Below are 17,306 nucleotides of genomic sequence, written 5' to 3' on the forward strand. Positions count from 1 at the left end.
TAATAAAAAGCGTTTCGTTTTGAAACGCTTTTTTTACATCAAAAAACAAAATGCAATGTCTAATAAACACACTTTTAAAGCAACCATTAACTGGATAGTAAATGAAGGTGAAAGTACACAGAACCCAAGAAATTTCAGTCGAAATCACAATGTTACAATAGCTAATAAAAAAGCCTCATTACAAGTATCTGCTGCAAAACCATTTAGAGGTGATGATACATTATACAATCCTGAAGATTTATTATTATCAGCTTTAGCATCATGCCACATGATGTCATATTTATATGTTTGTTCTCAAAATAATATAGAAGTCTTAAGTTATACAGATAATGCAGAAGGAGATATTGAAGTCGAATTCACTGGAAGCGGAAGTTTTAAAATAGTAAGATTAAAACCTGTAGTCTTAATAAAAGATGCAAGCCAAAAAGCATTGGCACTTAGTTTACATCAAAAAGCAAATAGCTTATGCTTTATAGCTAATTCGTGTAATTTTCCAATAATACATGAGGCAAAGATTTTGGTAGAGTAACTTAATAATCCGTAATTTCGCAATAAATAAAAGTACATGTCTTTCAAAAAATACCATCCTACATTAAAAGAGAATATTGAAAAAGCTGGATTTGCAACGACTAATGCATTTCAAAAGCAAGTTATGCCATTAATAAAAGGAGGAAGTGATTTGTATGCTATTGGTCCTAAAGGTTGTGGTAAGACTACAGCAATGATAATTAGTACCATTCAAAAATTAGGAGCAGAAGCTTTTGAGGATTCTCCAAGAGCATTAATTATAGTAAAAGATAAGCAAGCAACTTTTGATTTAAAAGAACGCTTTGATGCATTTACAAAGCACACAGACTTACGTGTGTATTGTGCTTATGAAGAGTATCCTTTAGATAAGCAACGAGAAGAAGTATATTATGGAGTTGATATTTTAATTTCTACACCAAAACGTCTAAGTAAACTATACCATTTAAACAGTCTGCATTTAGGCGAATTAAAATTGTTTATACTGCATGACGCAGATTTTGTTACTAGAAACAACTACCACAATTATATTTTAAGATTAAGCGAAAGCGCACCAAAAGCAAAGTTTGTTATTTTCTCTGAAACCTTTAACTCAAAAATTAAAGCGTTTCAAGATTCATTTATGTACAATGCAAGAAAAATAGAAGTAAAATAATTTAATTTTAAAGTGTTAACATCCAAGTACTTTGAAGTTGTCTAAATTTTTTAATTTCTCTTTTTAAAATTGGCAAGTAGTCTTTTCCGTTACTATTACAAGATTCTAAACGTTTACAATTACGATATAAACGGTTTGTTAATAGGTTTACTGATGCAATATGTTTGTGTTTTTTGTCTGAATGACGTTGTAATTCTGCATTAATAATTTCTGGAGCTAATGATTCAGATTGCTGTACAATATCTCCAGAGACATAAATATTAGCATCTTCTTTACCATCTTCATATAAATATGCTAAATCTTGATTTAAATAGCTAGAAATACTTCTAGATAAGTTAAAAATCTGCATAGCTTGCTTGTAGATTGGTAGTTCTGAAAGGTGCGAAGGAATGTGAGCCGACATTTTAATTTTTCTTTTTATCAAAAATAATGACAAGCCAGCATTTTTAACTTTCGATTTTAAAGTAAAAATGTATATTTGCTTTAATAATTAAATTATTTTTTAATAATACTTTAAATATGAGTGTTGATAGTCTTAACTGGAAGATTTTAAGGTGTTTGCAGCAAAATGCAAGGCAATCCAATGCGGAAATAGGTAGGCAAGTTGGGATTACTTCTCCTGCAGTTTCAGAGCGCATAAAGAAGATGGAAGACTTAGGTATTATTCAAAACCACATTACTTTAATTTCTCCATTTGAAGTGGGTTACCAACTTAAAGCATTAATAACGTTACAGGCTTTTATGGGTAAATTAAAACCTTTTTTAGAAAAAGTAAAAACGTTTGACGAGGTTATTAATTGTTACAGAATTACAGGAGAGGAAAACATTGTCATGGAAGTGATTTTAAAAAATCAAAAACATCTTGAAACCTTTATAGATCAATTGATTGTTTATGGAGAAAGTAAAACACAGATTATCTTATCTCATGTTATAAAAAATAATAGTATTAAATCTGTTTAACACCATTTGTTATTTTATTTGGTTTAGATTTTCCAAGGTGGATTTTTTCGATGTTCTCCAGCTTTATAAATAATAATTTTATTTCCGTCTGGATCCAATAAAGATGCTTCTCTCCATAACCATGATTGATCCTCTGGATTTGTTTTAAAACGTAATCCTTTTTGTTTTAGTTCTTCAACTAAATCATCCATATTATTATCTTCAAAGTAAATAGTTGTATTGTCGCTTTGTTGCATACTTTCATTAAAATGAATTGAAAAAGTAGCCTCACCATCAGGACACTCAAACCTAGCGTAACGTGGTAATGCATCTACAATAAGTTTGAGCCCTAAAAGTGTATAAAAAGCGACTGCTTTTTCTAGGTTTTTTGAGGATATGGTGACTTGATTTAAATTCATTTATAAATTATTTTGTGTTCGTTTATGTAACCAGATAGATAATATTACTGCAACAACACCATAACTAACCGTTACTATCCAATTATATTGATAGCCATAATTTTCGATAATTGTTAACCCAATTTTAGAACTAAAAATATGTGCTAAAGAAAACGACATAGCATATAAAGCCATGTAACTTCCTTCAAACCCAGTTTTTGCTCTTTTTATAGCGTAAGCATTAGTATATGGGAAACCTAACATTTCTGCTATAGTAATAATTATAACATGAGTTATTAAAATCCCAAACCAAAAGTTGTTTATTAAAGCTAAAAAACTAAGCCCAAAAAATAAAGACGCATAAACTATTAGTTTTGTGTTTTTCGCTTTCTTTTTTTCTAAATAACTAATCATTGGCATTTCAAATATTACAATTAGTAAAACATTAATACCCATTATAAGACCAATATTAAATTCGTTAATAAAAAACTTTTCTTTGGCATATAAAGGGAAAGCAACTATATATTGAAAAAACATCATTCCCATTAAAAAGCAAATAGCTATAAATATCCAATAGGAAACATCTTTATATAGTGTGTTTTTTTCTTTAAGGACTAATTGATTAGTTTTTGTCTCTTTAGTTTGTTTAGCTTCTTTGACTAAAAAAGTAAATAAAAATATTGCCATTATACAAGTAATACCATCAATCCAAAACAGTAAATTATATCCTTTAGTTTCAATAAGTAAACCTGCTAAAGTTGGTCCAATTCCCATACCAAGGTTAATGGCTAAGCGAACTAAAGCTAAAGATTTTGTTTGATTTTCTGGTTTACTATAAGCTTTTAAAGAAACAAAAATTGCTGGTCTAAATGTATCTGCAATCATCATTAAAAAAAGTATTGCAAAGCATAATCCCCAAAATGAAGTAACATATTGCAAGCCAATAAACCCTAAGCCAGTAAAAAACAAACTTAAAACCATTACTTTATAAAAACCAATTTTATCGGTTAACTTCCCACCAATAAAAGACCCTAATAAAGAACCAATACCAAAAAAAGCAAGTATCCATCCAGCATCATCTTTGTTAAAGTTTAAGTTGTCTGTAAGATATAATGATAAAAAAGGTATTACCATTGTTCCTGCTCTGTTTACTAACGATATAAGAGATAAATACCAAATCTCTTTTGATAATCCTTTAAATGCATCAAAATAATTTTTAAATAGCGTTTTCATTGGTTTGGTTGGTTTTAAGGGTTTGTTTTTTACATAGTCTTTAATTTCTTAAGAGTGAACTTTTAAATTGAGAGTATCTCTAAAATAAAAAAGTCCAACTTAGAAGTTGGACTTTTTATATTGTATTAATTGATATTTAAATCATCATAACATATAATAGGACCAACAACTTGTATCTCTACAAGAGGTTTGTTTGGTTAAATATGTAATGACTTGATTCATTATTTTCTTTATTTTATGGTTCAAAGCTAAACAAAATTTTTAATAAGTTGTATTTTTGATTTGAAATTTTTGATAAACAGTAATTAACTTTCTTGATATGAAAAACATATTTTTTCTTTTTTTATTGACTAGCACTTTAAGTTGTGCACAAGATAAATTACCAATTTTAGGAGAGACTGAGCATCAAAAAGAAATGAATGCAAAATTTAAAGATGCAGTAAAATCGCCTTTAACAGATAAGGATCGCAAAACCTTTAGAAGCTTAGATTTTTTTAAGTTTGATAGTACTTATGTTGTAACAGCATCTTTTAAAAGAACACCAAATGAGACGTCTTTTAAAATGAAAACAACTACAGACAGATTAGTGGATTATGTTAAGTATGGCGAAATTACTTTTACTTTAAATGAAAAAGAACTAAAGCTTAACATCTATCAAAATATAGAAATGGTAAAGCAATTAGGCGAAGAAGAAGCTCTGTTTTTACCATTTATGGACAATACTAATGGTGTTGAAAGCTATAAAGGTGGACGTTATGTCGAGGTTGGTTTGCCTAAAGACAACCAAATGGTTGTAGATTTTAATAAAGCTTATAACCCTTATTGTGCTTACAATAAGAAGTATTCTTGTCCAATTGTTCCAAGCGAAAATGTGCTATATACACGTATAGAAGCTGGAGTAAAAAAGTATGATAAGCACTAATTTAAAACTGCTTAGCAACCCATAATCCTAAAAAAACAGCTAAAAATCCAAGCACAAAACTAGCAATAGTATATAATGCAAAACTGGTAAAATCTCCAGATTTTAAAAACACATGATTCTCATATGCAAAGGTAGAGAATGTAGTAAATCCTCCACAAAAACCTGTTGCTAATAAAAGTGTTTGATTATTAGTAAGTGTATTGTTTTTTAAAGCTAGTCCAAGAATAATCCCTATTAATAAACTACCTAATATATTTGCTAGAAAAGTCCCATAAGGAATTCCGTTTTCAGAATTATTTAAATATTTTCCAATAATAAAACGGAGTACACTTCCAAAACCTCCACCAATAAAAACTAATACTACTTGCTTCATTTATTTTATAGGTAAGTATATCTCTGTAACCCAATTAGAAGGGTTTGGTACTTTTCCAGGATCGGTTGTATATATTTCAAAAGGTTTAATTTCGGATTGTATTAAATTATTGTCCTTAATATGTTTATTTGCAGCTTCCCAAGCTTTTGGTAAATTAGTATAATTACCTTTTGCAGTAGTTTTTATTACTTTAGTTTTTGGTATAAAACCGCAAAGGACTTCACTATCATCAGATACAGTTACTTTATTCATAACAGGTATTGCTTGACTCATAATAATATTTCCAGTTTCAGGATTCATATCATTATAAATAGTAAATGGCATACCTGCTTGAACAATATTATTTTTAGCCATATAACCCATAATATCACCATATTGTTTTCCCATTACTTGACTAATATTAGTGCCAGTTACAGAAGTTGTTTTGTACATATAAAAACCACCACCATATTCTGTTTCTCCATCAATTTTAAAGCTGTGTTGTTTCATGCTCTCTACAACTTTACGGTCTAAAAGCTCTAAACTACGCTCATAATAAGGACCAATAATATTGTCCATTCCGCCTTTAAATGCTGCATAACCTTTAAATCCAAAGGACATTTCCTTACCAGTTATAGTCCATGTAACGTCAGTGCTTCCATCTGTATTTGGTTTAAATTGCCATAAAACATCAGATTTTGGATGTTCGCCAAATTGCATCTCTTGTTTTATGGATTTGTTTGGGTTAGTTTCAATGTTTTTCATTGTGCCAGTTTCGCCTTCATCTAGCCAAGAATAAGATCCATTAACACCTTTGGTTTGTTCAGGATAAGTCAATGTCATTTCTGGCTTTTCTTCGACCCAAGCATTCCAATCTTCCCAGTTTTTAAAATCAATTACATCATTATATATAAGACTTGCAGGAGCTTGTATTGTTTTGGTTCTTGTTACTTTAAACTCATTAGGCTGGACAGCAATATAAATAGCTATAGCAATTATTGCAATTAGTAAAAGAAACAGGATGTACTTTAAATATTTCATTTTAAAAAAGTATTGAAAAGTTATTTATTTCAAAGATAATCAATTTATAATATGTTAAATAATCTTATATTTAATGACTTTTAAAAAACAATTTATCATGAAATTAAAACAAATATTAAGTGTCGCTTTTGTAGTAACACTATTTTTTTCTTGTGGAAACAATTCTGTTACAAAAGAAAACAAAACTGCAGACAATAAAAAAGAGACACCTTTTAGTTTTAATGTCGAGCAGTTTGCCGATATTAAAGTACTTCGTTATCAAATTCCAGGTTGGGAAAACTTAACCTTAAAAGAGCAAAAACTAGTCTATTATCTAACACAAGCAGGATTGTCTGGTCGTGACATAATGTGGGATCAAAATTACAGACATAATCTTAAAATCAGAAAAGCTTTAGAAAATATTTACACAAATTATAAAGGAGATAAAACTGCTGATAATTGGTCTGCTTTTACAACTTATTTAAAACGTGTTTGGTTTAGTAATGGTATTCATCATCACTATTCTAACGACAAAATAAAACCAGAATTTTCTCAAGATTATTTTAAGGAAATCATGGCAGCAACAAATACGACTTTAATAGATGAAGCATTTAATGTTATTTTTAACGATAAAGATGCTAAAAAAGTTAATTTAACTAAAGATGTAGATAATGTATTGTTATCTGCAATCAATTTTTATGGACCAGACGTAACAACTGCTGATGTAGAAAATTTTTACAAACAGAAAAAATCGCCTAATCCAGACAAGCCTTTATCTTTTGGATTAAATTCTCAATTAGTAAAAGAAAATGGTGTTTTAAAAGAGCGTGTTTATAAATCTGGAGGTTTATATGGTTCTGCAATTGATGAAATTGTAAAATGGTTAGAAAAAGCACAAGGAGTTGCTGAAAATAAAGCACAAGGTGATGCACTTGCATTATTAATTAAATATTACAAAACTGGAGATTTACAAACTTGGGATGATTATAATGTAGCTTGGACTGCAGCAACAGAAGGAAATATAGATTACATTAATAGTTTTATTGAAGTCTATAATGATCCAGTAGGTTATAGAGGGTCTTATGAAACGATTGTACAGATTAAAGATTTTGATATGTCAGAGAAAATGGCAGTTTTATCTGAAAATGCACAATGGTTTGAAGATAACTCGCCTTTAATGGATGCACATAAAAAAGATAGTGTTGTTGGTGTAACGTATAAAGTTGTAAACGTTGCAGGAGAAGCAGGAGATGCGTCACCAAGTACACCAATTGGTGTAAACTTACCAAATGCAAATTGGATTAGAGCAGCAGTAGGAAGTAAGTCTGTGTCTTTAGGAAACATCATTTATGCATATAATAATGCTGGAAGTACTGGACGTTTAAAAGAGTTTGTACATGATGAGGAGGAGTATGAGTTAGAAGAAAAATATGGACAGAAAGCAGATAAATTGCATACAGCATTACATGAAGTTATTGGTCATGCATCTGGACAATTAAATCCTGGAATAGGAGAGACTAAAGAAACGCTTAAAAAATATGCATCTACTTTAGAAGAAGGACGTGCAGATTTAGTTGGATTATACTATTTATACAGTCCTAAATTACAAGAATTAGGTTTGGTTGACGACTGGAAATCTATTGGTAAAGCAGCTTTTGACGGTTATATACGTAATGGTTTGATGACACAATTAATACGATTAAAACTAGGTGATGATGTTGAAGAAGCACATATGGTAAACAGACAATGGGTTAGTGCTTGGGTTTTTGAAAAAGGTAAAGCAGACAATGTTATTGAAAAAGTAACTAGAGATGGAAAAACTTATTTTAATATAAATGACTACGAAAAATTGCACGAGCTTTTTGGGCAATTATTACGCGAAGCACAACGTATAAAATCTGAAGGAGACTACAAAGCAGTAGAAGCTTTAGTGGAAGGTTATGGTGTAAAAGTAGACCAAGCTATCCATGCAGAGGTTTTAGAGCGTAACAAGCAATTTACATCTGCACCTTATAGTGGTTTTGTAAATCCTGTTTTAGTTACAGAAACTAATGATGATGGAGAGATAACTGCAATTAAAGTAACACAACCAGAAAGTTTTGATGGACAAATGTTAGAGTATACTAAACAATACAGTTTTTTATCTGAAGAAAATTAAAATTACACTTCCTAATTAATTAGGATTAATAAAATAAAAAAAGCCTTAATCCCTAAATTAAGGCTTTTTTGATTTGTCAAAAATCCCCAGTTAAGGGGATTTAAGTCAAACACTTTTTTGTAAAATGATTAATAGCGAATAAGTGTTTTGGTTAATATGCATTTACAAACATATTGTACTCAAAGATATGGTATGTTTAGAGCAAAAAAAATACCCAATAGTGGGTATTTTTAAATGCTGATTTATGAACGGTTAGGTTTTAAAAATCATATTTTTTTTCTATAGCATAACGTAATAATTCTCCTTTCCCTTTTAAGCCTAAAATTTGCACCATATTTTTTCTGTGTGTATCTACTGTATGCACACCAATAAATAAGAGTTCGGCAATTTCACGAGAAGTTTTACCTTGACCAATAAGCTTTAATATTTGGGTCTGTCTTTTTGTTAAAGCTCCTTTTTTCTTGTTACTACTATCTAAGTTTAATGCATTAGTATCTATATCTGCATCTAGATAAAGATCACCTTTAATAACAGTATTTATAGCTTCAATTACTTGTTGTAATGACGAGTTTTTTAAAACATATCCAGAAGCTCCAGCTTTTATCATTTGTTCTACAGCTTCGGCTTGTTCAAACATTGTAAAAGCTAATACTTTGGTATTTGGGTATTCTTGTTTTATTTGTTTAGTTGCTTCAATACCATCCATTATTGGCATTCTAATATCTGTTAAAACAACATCAGGTTGTTTTTGTTTAATAATACTAAGTAATTCTTTTCCGTTATTAGCTGTACCAACAATGGTTATATTATCTTCTGCTTCCAACATTAATTTTATACCATCTATTAAAGATTGATGGTCTTCTGCAATTGCTAAACGTATCATAATGGAATATCTATTATTATTGTTGTACCTTGATTTTTGGCAGATTCCACAACCATTTCCCCTTCCAAATGCTCGACTCTTTTTTCAATACTATGTAAGCCCATTCCATCTGTTTTAACCACTTTAGTTGTGTCAAACCCAACACCATTATCTTCAATCATAATGTTTAAAGTATTACCATGATTGGTTAAGTTAATTGTAATTAAATTGGCTTGTGCATGCTTTATAACATTGGTTGTTAGCTCTTGGATGATTCTAAAAAGGGTTATTTCTAAACTGTTTTCTAATCTGCTTTCTAGACCAAAATCATAGACTTCTATTTCTATATTACTAGCTTCAGATATTTTTTTTGCCATTAAGTTTACTGCTTTTAGTAAACCTTGTTTGGCAATTACACCAGAGTTTTTTGCATGCGCTATACTTCTAATTTTAGTATAGGCTTCATCAATTAAATTACTGGTTTTATCAAATAGGTTATTAGATTGCTGATCTTTAAGCATACCAAATTGTAATTTGACTGTTGCCATTAAACTACCAAGGTCATCATGTAAATCGTTTGCTATACGTTGACGTTCTTTTTCTTGACCTTCTATCATAGCATTAATACTATTAATTTCTTGGTCTTTTAAAAGTGTTGCTACTTTTTGTTTTTGGATTTCTCCTTCTTTTTCAGCTAATAATTGCTGACGCTTGATGCTTCTTCGAATTAAAAAAGAAATAACACCTAATAATAAAAGCAACCCAAAAGAGGTAATGAATAAAACCTTATTACGCTTGCGTTTAGAGTCAATCTCTATATTGTCTGCACGTAATTTTTCGTTGTCAAAGCTTTCTTTGTATTTGGCTACAGCTGCGTTTTGTTCTTCAGTGTTTAGACTGTCTTTATAAGTTATTGATTCTGTAAGATATTGGTAAGCTTTTTTGTTTTGGTTAAGCTTGTGGTATATTCTAGATAAGTTATCTTTATTATCACTTTTATTAGATAACACACTTTCATTTAATTCAATTGAATCTGCTTTTAAATAGTTGATTTCAGCATTTTTTAAATCGTTTAATAGTTCATAACATCTTGCTATATTACTATAATTTAAAGAACGGTTTGATGGATTGTCTAGTTCTGGTTTAGCTTTAAATAGTGTCTTACTTTTTTTGTAATAAATTAAAGCAGAATCAGGCTTATTTAATTGTTCTAGGTATAAAACACCTAAGCTATTGTAAACACTAGATAAAATTGTACTGTCTTTTTTAGTTAATTTATAATTTAAAATATGTTGAAAGCTGTTAACAGCAGCTTTGTTTTGTTCTCTAAATAAATGATAATTTCCTTCTAAATATTTTTGAAATATCTGAAAATTAGTGTTTTTATATTTTACAGAATATTCATTCAACAAATCCAAATAATCTTTATTATAATGATTATTTTGATTGTAATCATAAGTTTGAGATAGTCCCAATAAACTATACAAAACAGTTAAAGAATCATTATGCTTTTCTCCAGCTTTAAAAGCGTTATTAAAATGCATAAGACTTAATGAGTCGTTTTCAATCAAATAATTATAATAGCCATTAAAATAGTCTAATTGTGCTTTTTGTCTTTCAGAAAATGTTGTTGGTTTTAAAAGACGCAGATATTTTGAAACCGAATCTGCTTTTCTACTTCTAGAATGATAGATTAGACTTAACCAATTTTTAGAACTAGAATTAGTCTCATTATTAATTTTGTTTTCTAAATTTATAATAGGGTTAGATTTATCGTAATAAAAATAAGTAGAGTCGTTTTGTGCTGTACAAAACGACCCTACAAATAGTATAAAAAAGAAACACTGTAGTTTCAAAATTTAAAATAATTTAAAGTTAATTAAGGTAAACCTTGTACTTTAGATTTTTTAACTCTTTCAGTCATGATTGGGGTTTCACAATTGTCAGTTGTGTATTCAAATGTAACTTCAACAGTTAATTCAGATTCACGGACTCTAGATAAACCAGTTAAGGTATCAGGATAATCTTTAGTTGGTGTACCATAAGTTTCTCCACTAAACAGATAGCTTATAGTGTTTGTTGCTCTGTCGTAAGTTTTTGATACAAATGAATTGTCTTCTGGAATTGGGATTATAATATTTGCTGTACCAGTTAAAGTGTTATAATTACCACTTGAGATAGCTTCAGAGGATCCGCAAAAATTAAATGCTGCTGTGGTTGACATTAAAGCTGGGCTAGGTGTGTCTAAAGCTTTTTCAAGATCTGCTAATTTTTGTTTGGTTGTTTCTAATTCTGTTTGACAAGCTTTGTCACCACAATTTGTTAAGCTTAAAGCGATTAGTAACAAAAAGGCGAATTTAATGTTTTTTTGTAATTTCATTTTAAAGAAAGTTATTGGTTAGTATTAATAGCATTGACTTTTACAATTTAAACCATAAAAAAACACTTAATTGTAGGAATTTTATAGATAAAATTTTAAAAGTCTCGATGAAGTTACAAAAAAAAAGAATAGAAAATAAAAGCTAATTATTTAAAAATAACTTTAATAGCGACAATCATTCCAATAAATCCAAGAAATGCAAGAAGCACCCAAAGCACGCCTTTATAATGGATTTTGTGTAGGTTTAAGTCTTTTTTATACATCCTAATAAGGATGATAATAAATGCAATTGCAAATAAAACTCCAAAAACCATTTGTCCTTTACTAAACATAATTTATTTTTAAGCAAAATTAATAAAACTAAGGACTAACATCAAGTAATATACAACAATTATGCAAGATAAAATTGAGGCTGTAAAAGCATTTCATACTGCTTTTAAAATAGGATATAGAGAGACACCTAAAGCAGATTTAGGACTAGATAAAAACTTGTTACGCTACGAGCTAATGCGTGAAGAAAACGAAGAGTATCTAGAAGCAGCAAAAACTAATGATTTAGTAGAAGTCGCAGATGCTTTAGGAGACATGCTTTACATTTTATGTGGTACAATTATCGAACACGGAATGCAACATAAAATAGAAGAGGTTTTTACCGAAATACAACGTAGTAATATGAGTAAATTAGGTGAAGATGGAGAGCCAATTTACAGAGAAGATGGTAAAGTGTTAAAAGGACCAAATTACTTTAAGCCTAATATTAAAGCTATACTTGATAAATAGTTTATTAATTCGATAATTTGTCAATTTGTTAATAATAAAAAAGCAGCCAAATGGCTGCTTTTTTATTTATTTGAGTGATTTAAATAAACCAATTTAAACCTTCATTCTCCATCCAAATGGATCTTCAGTTTTATTAGTTTGTATGTCTATAATACGTGATTTTAATTGCGATGCAAAAGTAGATTCTAGTTTTGGTAATTCAAAATCTTCACCTCTAAAACCAAAACCAGCAATTGGAGATATTACTGCAGCAGTACCTGCTCCAAAAATCTCTTTTAAACTTCCATCTTTTGATGCGTTAACTAATTCGTTAACTTTTATTTTTCTTACTTCTGTTTTAATACCTTCAGCTTCTGCTAATTCTAAAATACTTTTTCTGGTAATACCATCTAGTATTCTATCACTTACTGGAGACGTTAATAAGGTATCATTAATACGTACAAAAACATTCATAGCTCCAGCTTCTTCAATATACTCATGTGACGTGTCATCTGTCCAAATAACTTGTTGGTATCCTTTAGCTTTTGCTAATTGCGTTGGATAAAATTGTCCAGCATAATTACCACCTGCTTTTGCAAATCCAACTCCACCATTTGCGCTACGCGAGTATTTTTCTTCTATTAAAACATTTACTTTTCCAGAAAAATAAGCACCAGAAGGAGCAGTACAAATAACAAATTTGTACTCGTCAGCTGGAGAGGCATGAAAGCCTTGTCCAGTTGCAAAAACAAAAGGTCTGATGTATAATGAACTTCCTTCATTTGTAGGAATCCAATCTTTATCTAAGTCTAAAAGCGCTTTTAAACCTTCCATAAAATAATCCTCTGGGATTTCTGGAATAGCTAATCGTTTTGCAGATAAGTTTAGTCGTTTAGCGTTTTCTATTGGTCTAAATAAAAACACATCATTGCTTGTGTCTTTATAAGCTTTCATACCTTCAAAAATAGATTGTCCATAATGAAAAATCTTAGCAGAAGGATCTAGACTAAATGGACCGTATGGCACAATTTGTGGAACTTCCCATTTTCCGTTTTTAAAATCACAAGTTAACATATGATCAGAAAACACTTGACCAAATGCTAAATTATTAAAATCTATAGACTCTATTGTAGAGGTTTTAGATTTAGTGATTTTTATGTCTTTTTTGGTTAACATTGCTATTTATAGTGATTAAATATTGACTACAAAAATACAGAATTATAAATTATAAAGTGTTCAATTAACCTTAAAATAGTATCTTTGTTATTCTTAATTTAATAAAAAACAGGATGAAAAATTATCTAATTCTTATAGCGTTATTTGTATCAATAATGGCTTGTAAAAATGAAAATAAAACAGATCAAACAACTAATAGCGATGACGCTAAAGAGCAGGTTGATGTAACTTACAAATCTTTTGGAAAAGAAATTGTAGCTAACGATGCAATTGCATCAAAATCTATGATTGCACATTATAAAGACCTTAAAGCAGGAGATAGCTTACCAGCAAAAGTTACTTTAAAAGTTACTGAGGTTTGTCAAGCTAAAGGATGTTGGATGACAGCAGACTTAGGTGATGGTAATGATGTAATGGTTAAATTTAAAGACTATGGTTTTTTTATGCCTAAAAATATTGCTGGTCAAGATGTGATTGTAAATGGTATGGCATATGTAAAAGAAGTGTCTGTAGACGAGCAACGTCACTACGCTGAAGATAAAAATGCATCTAAAGAAGAAATAGAAGCGATTACAGAACCAAAACGTACGCTTTCTTTTGAAGCTGATGGTGTGTTATTAGTAGAAAAAAAATAATATGAAACTGAGTTTTTGGGTTTTAGCAACTTTGTTTTTAGTGTCTTGTAACAATGAAAACAAAGAAGACGTTAAAGAAAAAATTGTTTATGACATGTATGTACCTTCAGAAATGTCTATTTTAATGCAAGAGATGTATGACTATAACTTACAACTTAAAAAAGACATTGTTGAAGGAAAAACACCAACTGAGTTTCCTAATGATTTTTTAAACATACACTCGGCTCAATTATCGAATTTTAAAAAAAGAAACGAAAGATTTAAAAGTTTTTCCAATGTGTTTATTAATGCAGAAAAAGAAATTTTTAATGATCAATCAACTTTAAGCCTCAAAGAGCGATTTAATAATACAATTAATGTTTGTGTGTCTTGTCATCAAAAAGAATGTACAGGACCAATTCCAAAAATTAAAAAGTTGTTAATCGCTAACAACAATTGAAACCAACTATAGAAATTACAAAAGACGGATCTTCTACTTTAGTACATCCAAAGTATCAAGCCCATTATCATTCTATTTATGGAGCAATTGAAGAGTCTAATCATGTTTATATAAATGCAGGATTGTTATATTTTTTGTCTTCGGAAAAAAGGCAAGACATACTACAATCCTGTTCTATTTTAGAATTAGGGTTTGGCTCTGGATTAAATGCCTTTAATACACTTTTAAAAACCGAAGCATTACCAGTAAATATAAATTATTTAGGTATCGAAACTGATCCAGTACCTATTGATGTTATTAAAAAACTGAACTATCCAGAATTACTTCAAGCTAATGAGAAGCAAGAACTGTTTGATAATATGCATACAGTATCTTGGGAAGATGTACATCAAATAACTTCTAGTTTTTCTTTAGAAAAACGACAACTTGATATTTTTAAATTAGAAGCAGACAATCAATTTGATTTAGTATATTTTGATGCTTTTGGACCAGGCGCACAACCAGAATTATGGACAGAACCCATTTTTAAAATAATGTATAGAGCATTAAAAAAAGGAGGTGTGTTAATTACATACTGTTCTCAAGGCGCAGCAAGACGAGCTATGATCAGTGTTGGATTTACTGTAAGCAGATTACCTGGACCACCAAATAAGCGACATATTTTAAGAGCTGTTAAGGAGTAGTGAAGTGTAATAATTTTAGTGATCTGTATATATAACATGTTTTCTTATCAAATAGTTAAGTAAATTTAGTTAAACCTTACTTAAACTTGGTAAGTTGTTAAATGGTAATTCGTAAATTTAAATAAAAACAAAATGCGTGTTTTAATAACAGGAGCAACTGGATTAATTGGAAGTGAGATTGCTAAACAATGTCAAAGTAAAAACATTGCAATTAATTATTTAACAACTAATAAATCCAAATTATCTACAGCAGAGGGTTTTAAAGGGTTTTATTGGAACCCTTCAGAAAGTATAATAGATATAGAGTGTCTGAAAGATGTAGATGTAATTATTCATTTAGTAGGAGCAAGCATTTCTAAACGTTGGACAGATAACTATAAAAAGCAAATTATATCTAGTCGTACACAAACCACACAATTATTATTTAATACGCTTAAAAACAATCCTAATCAAGTCACACAAATAATATCTGCTAGTGCTATTGGTATTTATCCAAGCTCTATGACAAAATATTATACAGAAGAAAATACTGAAGTTAGTACCTCGTTTTTAGGTCAAGTCGTACAACAATGGGAACAAGCAGTAGACCTGTTTTCTACACTTAATATAAATGTTGCAAAAATAAGGATTGGATTAGTCTTGTCTGCAAAAGGAGGTGCGCTTCCAGAGATGGCAAAACCTATTAAATTTGGTGCAGGAGCAGCTTTTGGTTCTGGTAAGCAGTGGCAATCTTGGATACATATTACAGATTTAGCAAATCTATTTTTATATGTTTTAGATAATAAACTAAAAGGTGTTTATAATGGTGTTGCACCAAACCCAGAAACCAACCAACATCTAACTAAAGCTATTGCAAAGCAATTAAAACGACCAGTTATTTTGCCAAATATTCCAAAATTCATGATGAATTTTATTTTAGGAGAAATGCATAACCTTCTATTTGAAAGCCAACGTGTATCTTCTAAGAAGGTTGAAACTAGTGGGTTTAATTTTGAGTATTATAATTTACAAATGGCTTTGGAAGAAGAGTTGTAGGGATACTTGGTTTTTTAAGTAAAATATTAAGTGTGATAGAAACCGTTTACACGCTTAAAGTAAATGGTCTTGAGGAATTAATTTGGAACATTAAGAAGCAGTTTCCTAAATAGTTCGTTTAACGTGTTTGTATAAGATTAGTTGCGTGGTTTAAGCACCTAATTTAGCAAATACAAACCGAATAGAAAATCCGCGAGGATTTTCGTAAGTAAGCTTGCACTAGCAATTAATTTTATACGGTGTTGTACGTAGTTTTTTTAATTTAATAAATACGCTAATATTATTGCAACCGAAATATAAAATATCATTCCAAATATTCTCATTTCCGACGCTTGTTTAATTTTTCGTTCAAATCCGAATTTTTTAAATCGTTCTATTTCAGATTGATTAAAGTCGGTGTTTTCCCATCTATTAATTTTGGCAAAACCAATAGGAATGAAAAAGAAACTTAAAGCTTCTGAATTACTCAAAGGTGCATTTTTGCGTTTTTCAGCATTTTCTTTCTCTTTATTCTGGTTCAAGTTCATAACTCTTTAATATTCCAGTATATAATTCCCACTCAATATCTTTTTCGTTTGTTATTTCAATCGGCAGTTTTTTAAATTCCGATAAAGCTTTATTAATCCGCTTTAGAAATTCAGGCACAGATTTAGTATAAAAAATTGAAGAACGAATTCCGTCGTGAGTATAGACAATTGTCAATACAGACTGTAAGTCAGATTCCAAATTTTCAATTAGCACATCTTCCACTTTTTGCATATAGATATTTTCTTCAGGCGTTGGGATTCCGTTTTCAGTTTCCGTCTCAAATGTCCAAACGAATTCAACGTGTTCCGTGTATTGTTTTGAATCAATAAAATTCTTTAAATGCTGTCTACCACGAATAATTACTGGTTTTCCATTGTTTTCGGTTTCTCCGCCAAACCAAGTATCATTAAGTTCCAATTTATTCTCTTTTGATTGAGAAAATAAAGAACCAAAATTCAGTATTAATATTAATGGTAAAATGTTTTTCATCGATTTGGTCAAATTACGTACAATGTTTCTCTGATAAAAAATCGTTTTAATGTTTTTTATCAATCGTTAAACGAAGTTAGTTGATTTTTTTGACAAAGTCAAGACTAGCAACTGTTTA

General features: G+C 29.8%; 22 protein-coding genes. 10 read left to right on the forward strand and 12 right to left on the reverse strand.

Annotation, left to right across the window (positions count from 1 at the left end; translation table 11 throughout):
• The first annotated feature begins 55 nt into the window (after positions 1 to 55).
• Positions 56 to 529, forward strand: a complete 474-nt coding sequence (locus SJY17_RS08540; RefSeq protein WP_397362144.1) for an OsmC family protein — start codon at positions 56 to 58, stop codon at positions 527 to 529.
• A gap of 36 nt (positions 530 to 565) precedes the next feature.
• A complete protein-coding gene (locus tag SJY17_RS08545; protein WP_397362145.1) occupies positions 566 to 1,180 on the forward strand; it encodes a DEAD/DEAH box helicase in 615 nt (204 codons plus the stop codon).
• Between the two features lie 7 nt (positions 1,181 to 1,187).
• On the opposite strand, the gene SJY17_RS08550 is transcribed toward SJY17_RS08545, so the two are convergent.
• Positions 1,188 to 1,583, reverse strand: a complete 396-nt coding sequence (locus SJY17_RS08550; RefSeq protein WP_397362146.1) for a hypothetical protein — start codon at positions 1,581 to 1,583, stop codon at positions 1,188 to 1,190.
• 116 nt (positions 1,584 to 1,699) lie between these two features.
• Here SJY17_RS08550 and SJY17_RS08555 point away from each other — a divergent pair, with 116 nt between their 5' ends.
• The gene (locus SJY17_RS08555; protein ID WP_397362147.1) at positions 1,700 to 2,140 is read left to right on the forward strand and encodes an Lrp/AsnC family transcriptional regulator; all 441 of its coding nucleotides are present in this window, start codon (positions 1,700 to 1,702) and stop codon (positions 2,138 to 2,140) included.
• A 23-nt stretch (positions 2,141 to 2,163) separates the two neighbouring features.
• Here the strand turns inward: SJY17_RS08555 and SJY17_RS08560 are convergent, their stop codons facing one another.
• On the reverse strand, positions 2,164 to 2,538 hold the full coding sequence (locus SJY17_RS08560; protein WP_397362148.1) for a VOC family protein: 375 nt from the start codon (positions 2,536 to 2,538) through the stop codon (positions 2,164 to 2,166).
• Positions 2,539 to 3,750, reverse strand: a complete 1,212-nt coding sequence (locus SJY17_RS08565; RefSeq protein WP_397362149.1) for an MDR family MFS transporter — start codon at positions 3,748 to 3,750, stop codon at positions 2,539 to 2,541.
• A gap of 319 nt (positions 3,751 to 4,069) precedes the next feature.
• Between SJY17_RS08565 and SJY17_RS08570 the strand changes: the two genes are divergently transcribed.
• Positions 4,070 to 4,672, forward strand: a complete 603-nt coding sequence (locus tag SJY17_RS08570) for a DUF1684 domain-containing protein (RefSeq protein WP_397362150.1) — start codon at positions 4,070 to 4,072, stop codon at positions 4,670 to 4,672.
• A gap of 1 nt (position 4,673) precedes the next feature.
• On the opposite strand, the gene crcB is transcribed toward SJY17_RS08570, so the two are convergent.
• Positions 4,674 to 5,045, reverse strand: coding sequence for a fluoride efflux transporter CrcB (gene crcB / locus SJY17_RS08575; RefSeq protein WP_397362151.1), 372 nt, complete (start codon positions 5,043 to 5,045; stop codon positions 4,674 to 4,676).
• On the reverse strand, positions 5,046 to 6,065 hold the full coding sequence (locus SJY17_RS08580; protein ID WP_397362152.1) for an SRPBCC family protein: 1,020 nt from the start codon (positions 6,063 to 6,065) through the stop codon (positions 5,046 to 5,048).
• A gap of 97 nt (positions 6,066 to 6,162) precedes the next feature.
• Here SJY17_RS08580 and SJY17_RS08585 point away from each other — a divergent pair, with 97 nt between their 5' ends.
• Positions 6,163 to 8,202 (forward strand): dihydrofolate reductase, encoded by a 2,040-nt coding sequence (locus tag SJY17_RS08585; RefSeq protein ID WP_397362153.1) that lies wholly within the window; start codon positions 6,163 to 6,165, stop codon positions 8,200 to 8,202.
• A 259-nt stretch (positions 8,203 to 8,461) separates the two neighbouring features.
• Here SJY17_RS08585 and SJY17_RS08590 read toward each other — a convergent pair whose 3' ends face one another.
• The 4 genes from SJY17_RS08590 to SJY17_RS08605 form a co-directional block, all read right to left on the reverse strand.
• Positions 8,462 to 9,085: a response regulator gene (locus SJY17_RS08590; protein WP_397362154.1), complete on the reverse strand. Its 624-nt coding sequence runs from the start codon at positions 9,083 to 9,085 to the stop codon at positions 8,462 to 8,464.
• Positions 9,082 to 10,920 carry an ATP-binding protein gene (locus SJY17_RS08595; protein ID WP_397362155.1) on the reverse strand — a complete coding sequence of 613 codons (1,839 nt, stop codon included), beginning with the start codon at positions 10,918 to 10,920 and terminating at the stop codon, positions 9,082 to 9,084. Before SJY17_RS08595 ends, SJY17_RS08590 begins: the two co-directional genes overlap by 4 nt.
• Positions 10,921 to 10,943: 23 nt before the next feature.
• Entirely contained in the window at positions 10,944 to 11,444 is a 501-nt protein-coding gene (locus SJY17_RS08600; protein ID WP_397362156.1) for a hypothetical protein, read from the reverse strand.
• Between the two features lie 146 nt (positions 11,445 to 11,590).
• Complete coding sequence (locus SJY17_RS08605; RefSeq protein ID WP_397362157.1) at positions 11,591 to 11,776, reverse strand: hypothetical protein; 186 nt, start codon at positions 11,774 to 11,776, stop codon at positions 11,591 to 11,593.
• A gap of 61 nt (positions 11,777 to 11,837) precedes the next feature.
• Between SJY17_RS08605 and SJY17_RS08610 the strand changes: the two genes are divergently transcribed.
• Complete coding sequence (locus tag SJY17_RS08610) at positions 11,838 to 12,224, forward strand: hypothetical protein (RefSeq protein WP_397362158.1); 387 nt, start codon at positions 11,838 to 11,840, stop codon at positions 12,222 to 12,224.
• A 93-nt stretch (positions 12,225 to 12,317) separates the two neighbouring features.
• Here SJY17_RS08610 and SJY17_RS08615 read toward each other — a convergent pair whose 3' ends face one another.
• Positions 12,318 to 13,379 carry a branched-chain amino acid aminotransferase gene (locus tag SJY17_RS08615; RefSeq protein WP_397362159.1) on the reverse strand — a complete coding sequence of 354 codons (1,062 nt, stop codon included), beginning with the start codon at positions 13,377 to 13,379 and terminating at the stop codon, positions 12,318 to 12,320.
• Between the two features lie 113 nt (positions 13,380 to 13,492).
• On the opposite strand from SJY17_RS08615, the gene SJY17_RS08620 reads away from it, so the two are divergent.
• From SJY17_RS08620 to SJY17_RS08635, 4 genes are all read left to right on the forward strand, one after another.
• The gene (locus tag SJY17_RS08620; RefSeq protein WP_397362160.1) at positions 13,493 to 14,014 is read left to right on the forward strand and encodes a DUF4920 domain-containing protein; all 522 of its coding nucleotides are present in this window, start codon (positions 13,493 to 13,495) and stop codon (positions 14,012 to 14,014) included.
• Between the two features lies 1 nt (position 14,015).
• On the forward strand, positions 14,016 to 14,453 hold the full coding sequence (locus SJY17_RS08625; RefSeq protein WP_397362161.1) for a hypothetical protein: 438 nt from the start codon (positions 14,016 to 14,018) through the stop codon (positions 14,451 to 14,453).
• Complete coding sequence (mnmD, locus tag SJY17_RS08630; RefSeq protein ID WP_397362162.1) at positions 14,450 to 15,136, forward strand: tRNA (5-methylaminomethyl-2-thiouridine)(34)-methyltransferase MnmD; 687 nt, start codon at positions 14,450 to 14,452, stop codon at positions 15,134 to 15,136. The genes SJY17_RS08625 and mnmD overlap by 4 nt, the downstream gene beginning before the upstream one ends.
• A 132-nt stretch (positions 15,137 to 15,268) precedes the next feature.
• Positions 15,269 to 16,171, forward strand: a complete 903-nt coding sequence (locus SJY17_RS08635) for a TIGR01777 family oxidoreductase (protein ID WP_397362163.1) — start codon at positions 15,269 to 15,271, stop codon at positions 16,169 to 16,171.
• A 257-nt stretch (positions 16,172 to 16,428) separates the two neighbouring features.
• On the opposite strand, the gene SJY17_RS08640 is transcribed toward SJY17_RS08635, so the two are convergent.
• On the reverse strand, positions 16,429 to 16,692 hold the full coding sequence (locus SJY17_RS08640; RefSeq protein WP_397362164.1) for a hypothetical protein: 264 nt from the start codon (positions 16,690 to 16,692) through the stop codon (positions 16,429 to 16,431).
• A complete protein-coding gene (locus tag SJY17_RS08645; RefSeq protein ID WP_397362165.1) occupies positions 16,679 to 17,188 on the reverse strand; it encodes a DUF695 domain-containing protein in 510 nt (169 codons plus the stop codon). The genes SJY17_RS08640 and SJY17_RS08645 overlap by 14 nt, the downstream gene beginning before the upstream one ends.
• Positions 17,189 to 17,306: the final 118 nt, after the last annotated feature.

Origin of the sequence: Olleya sp. R77988 (genome assembly GCF_044594215.1) — a bacterium.
Classification (GTDB): domain Bacteria; phylum Bacteroidota; class Bacteroidia; order Flavobacteriales; family Flavobacteriaceae; genus Olleya.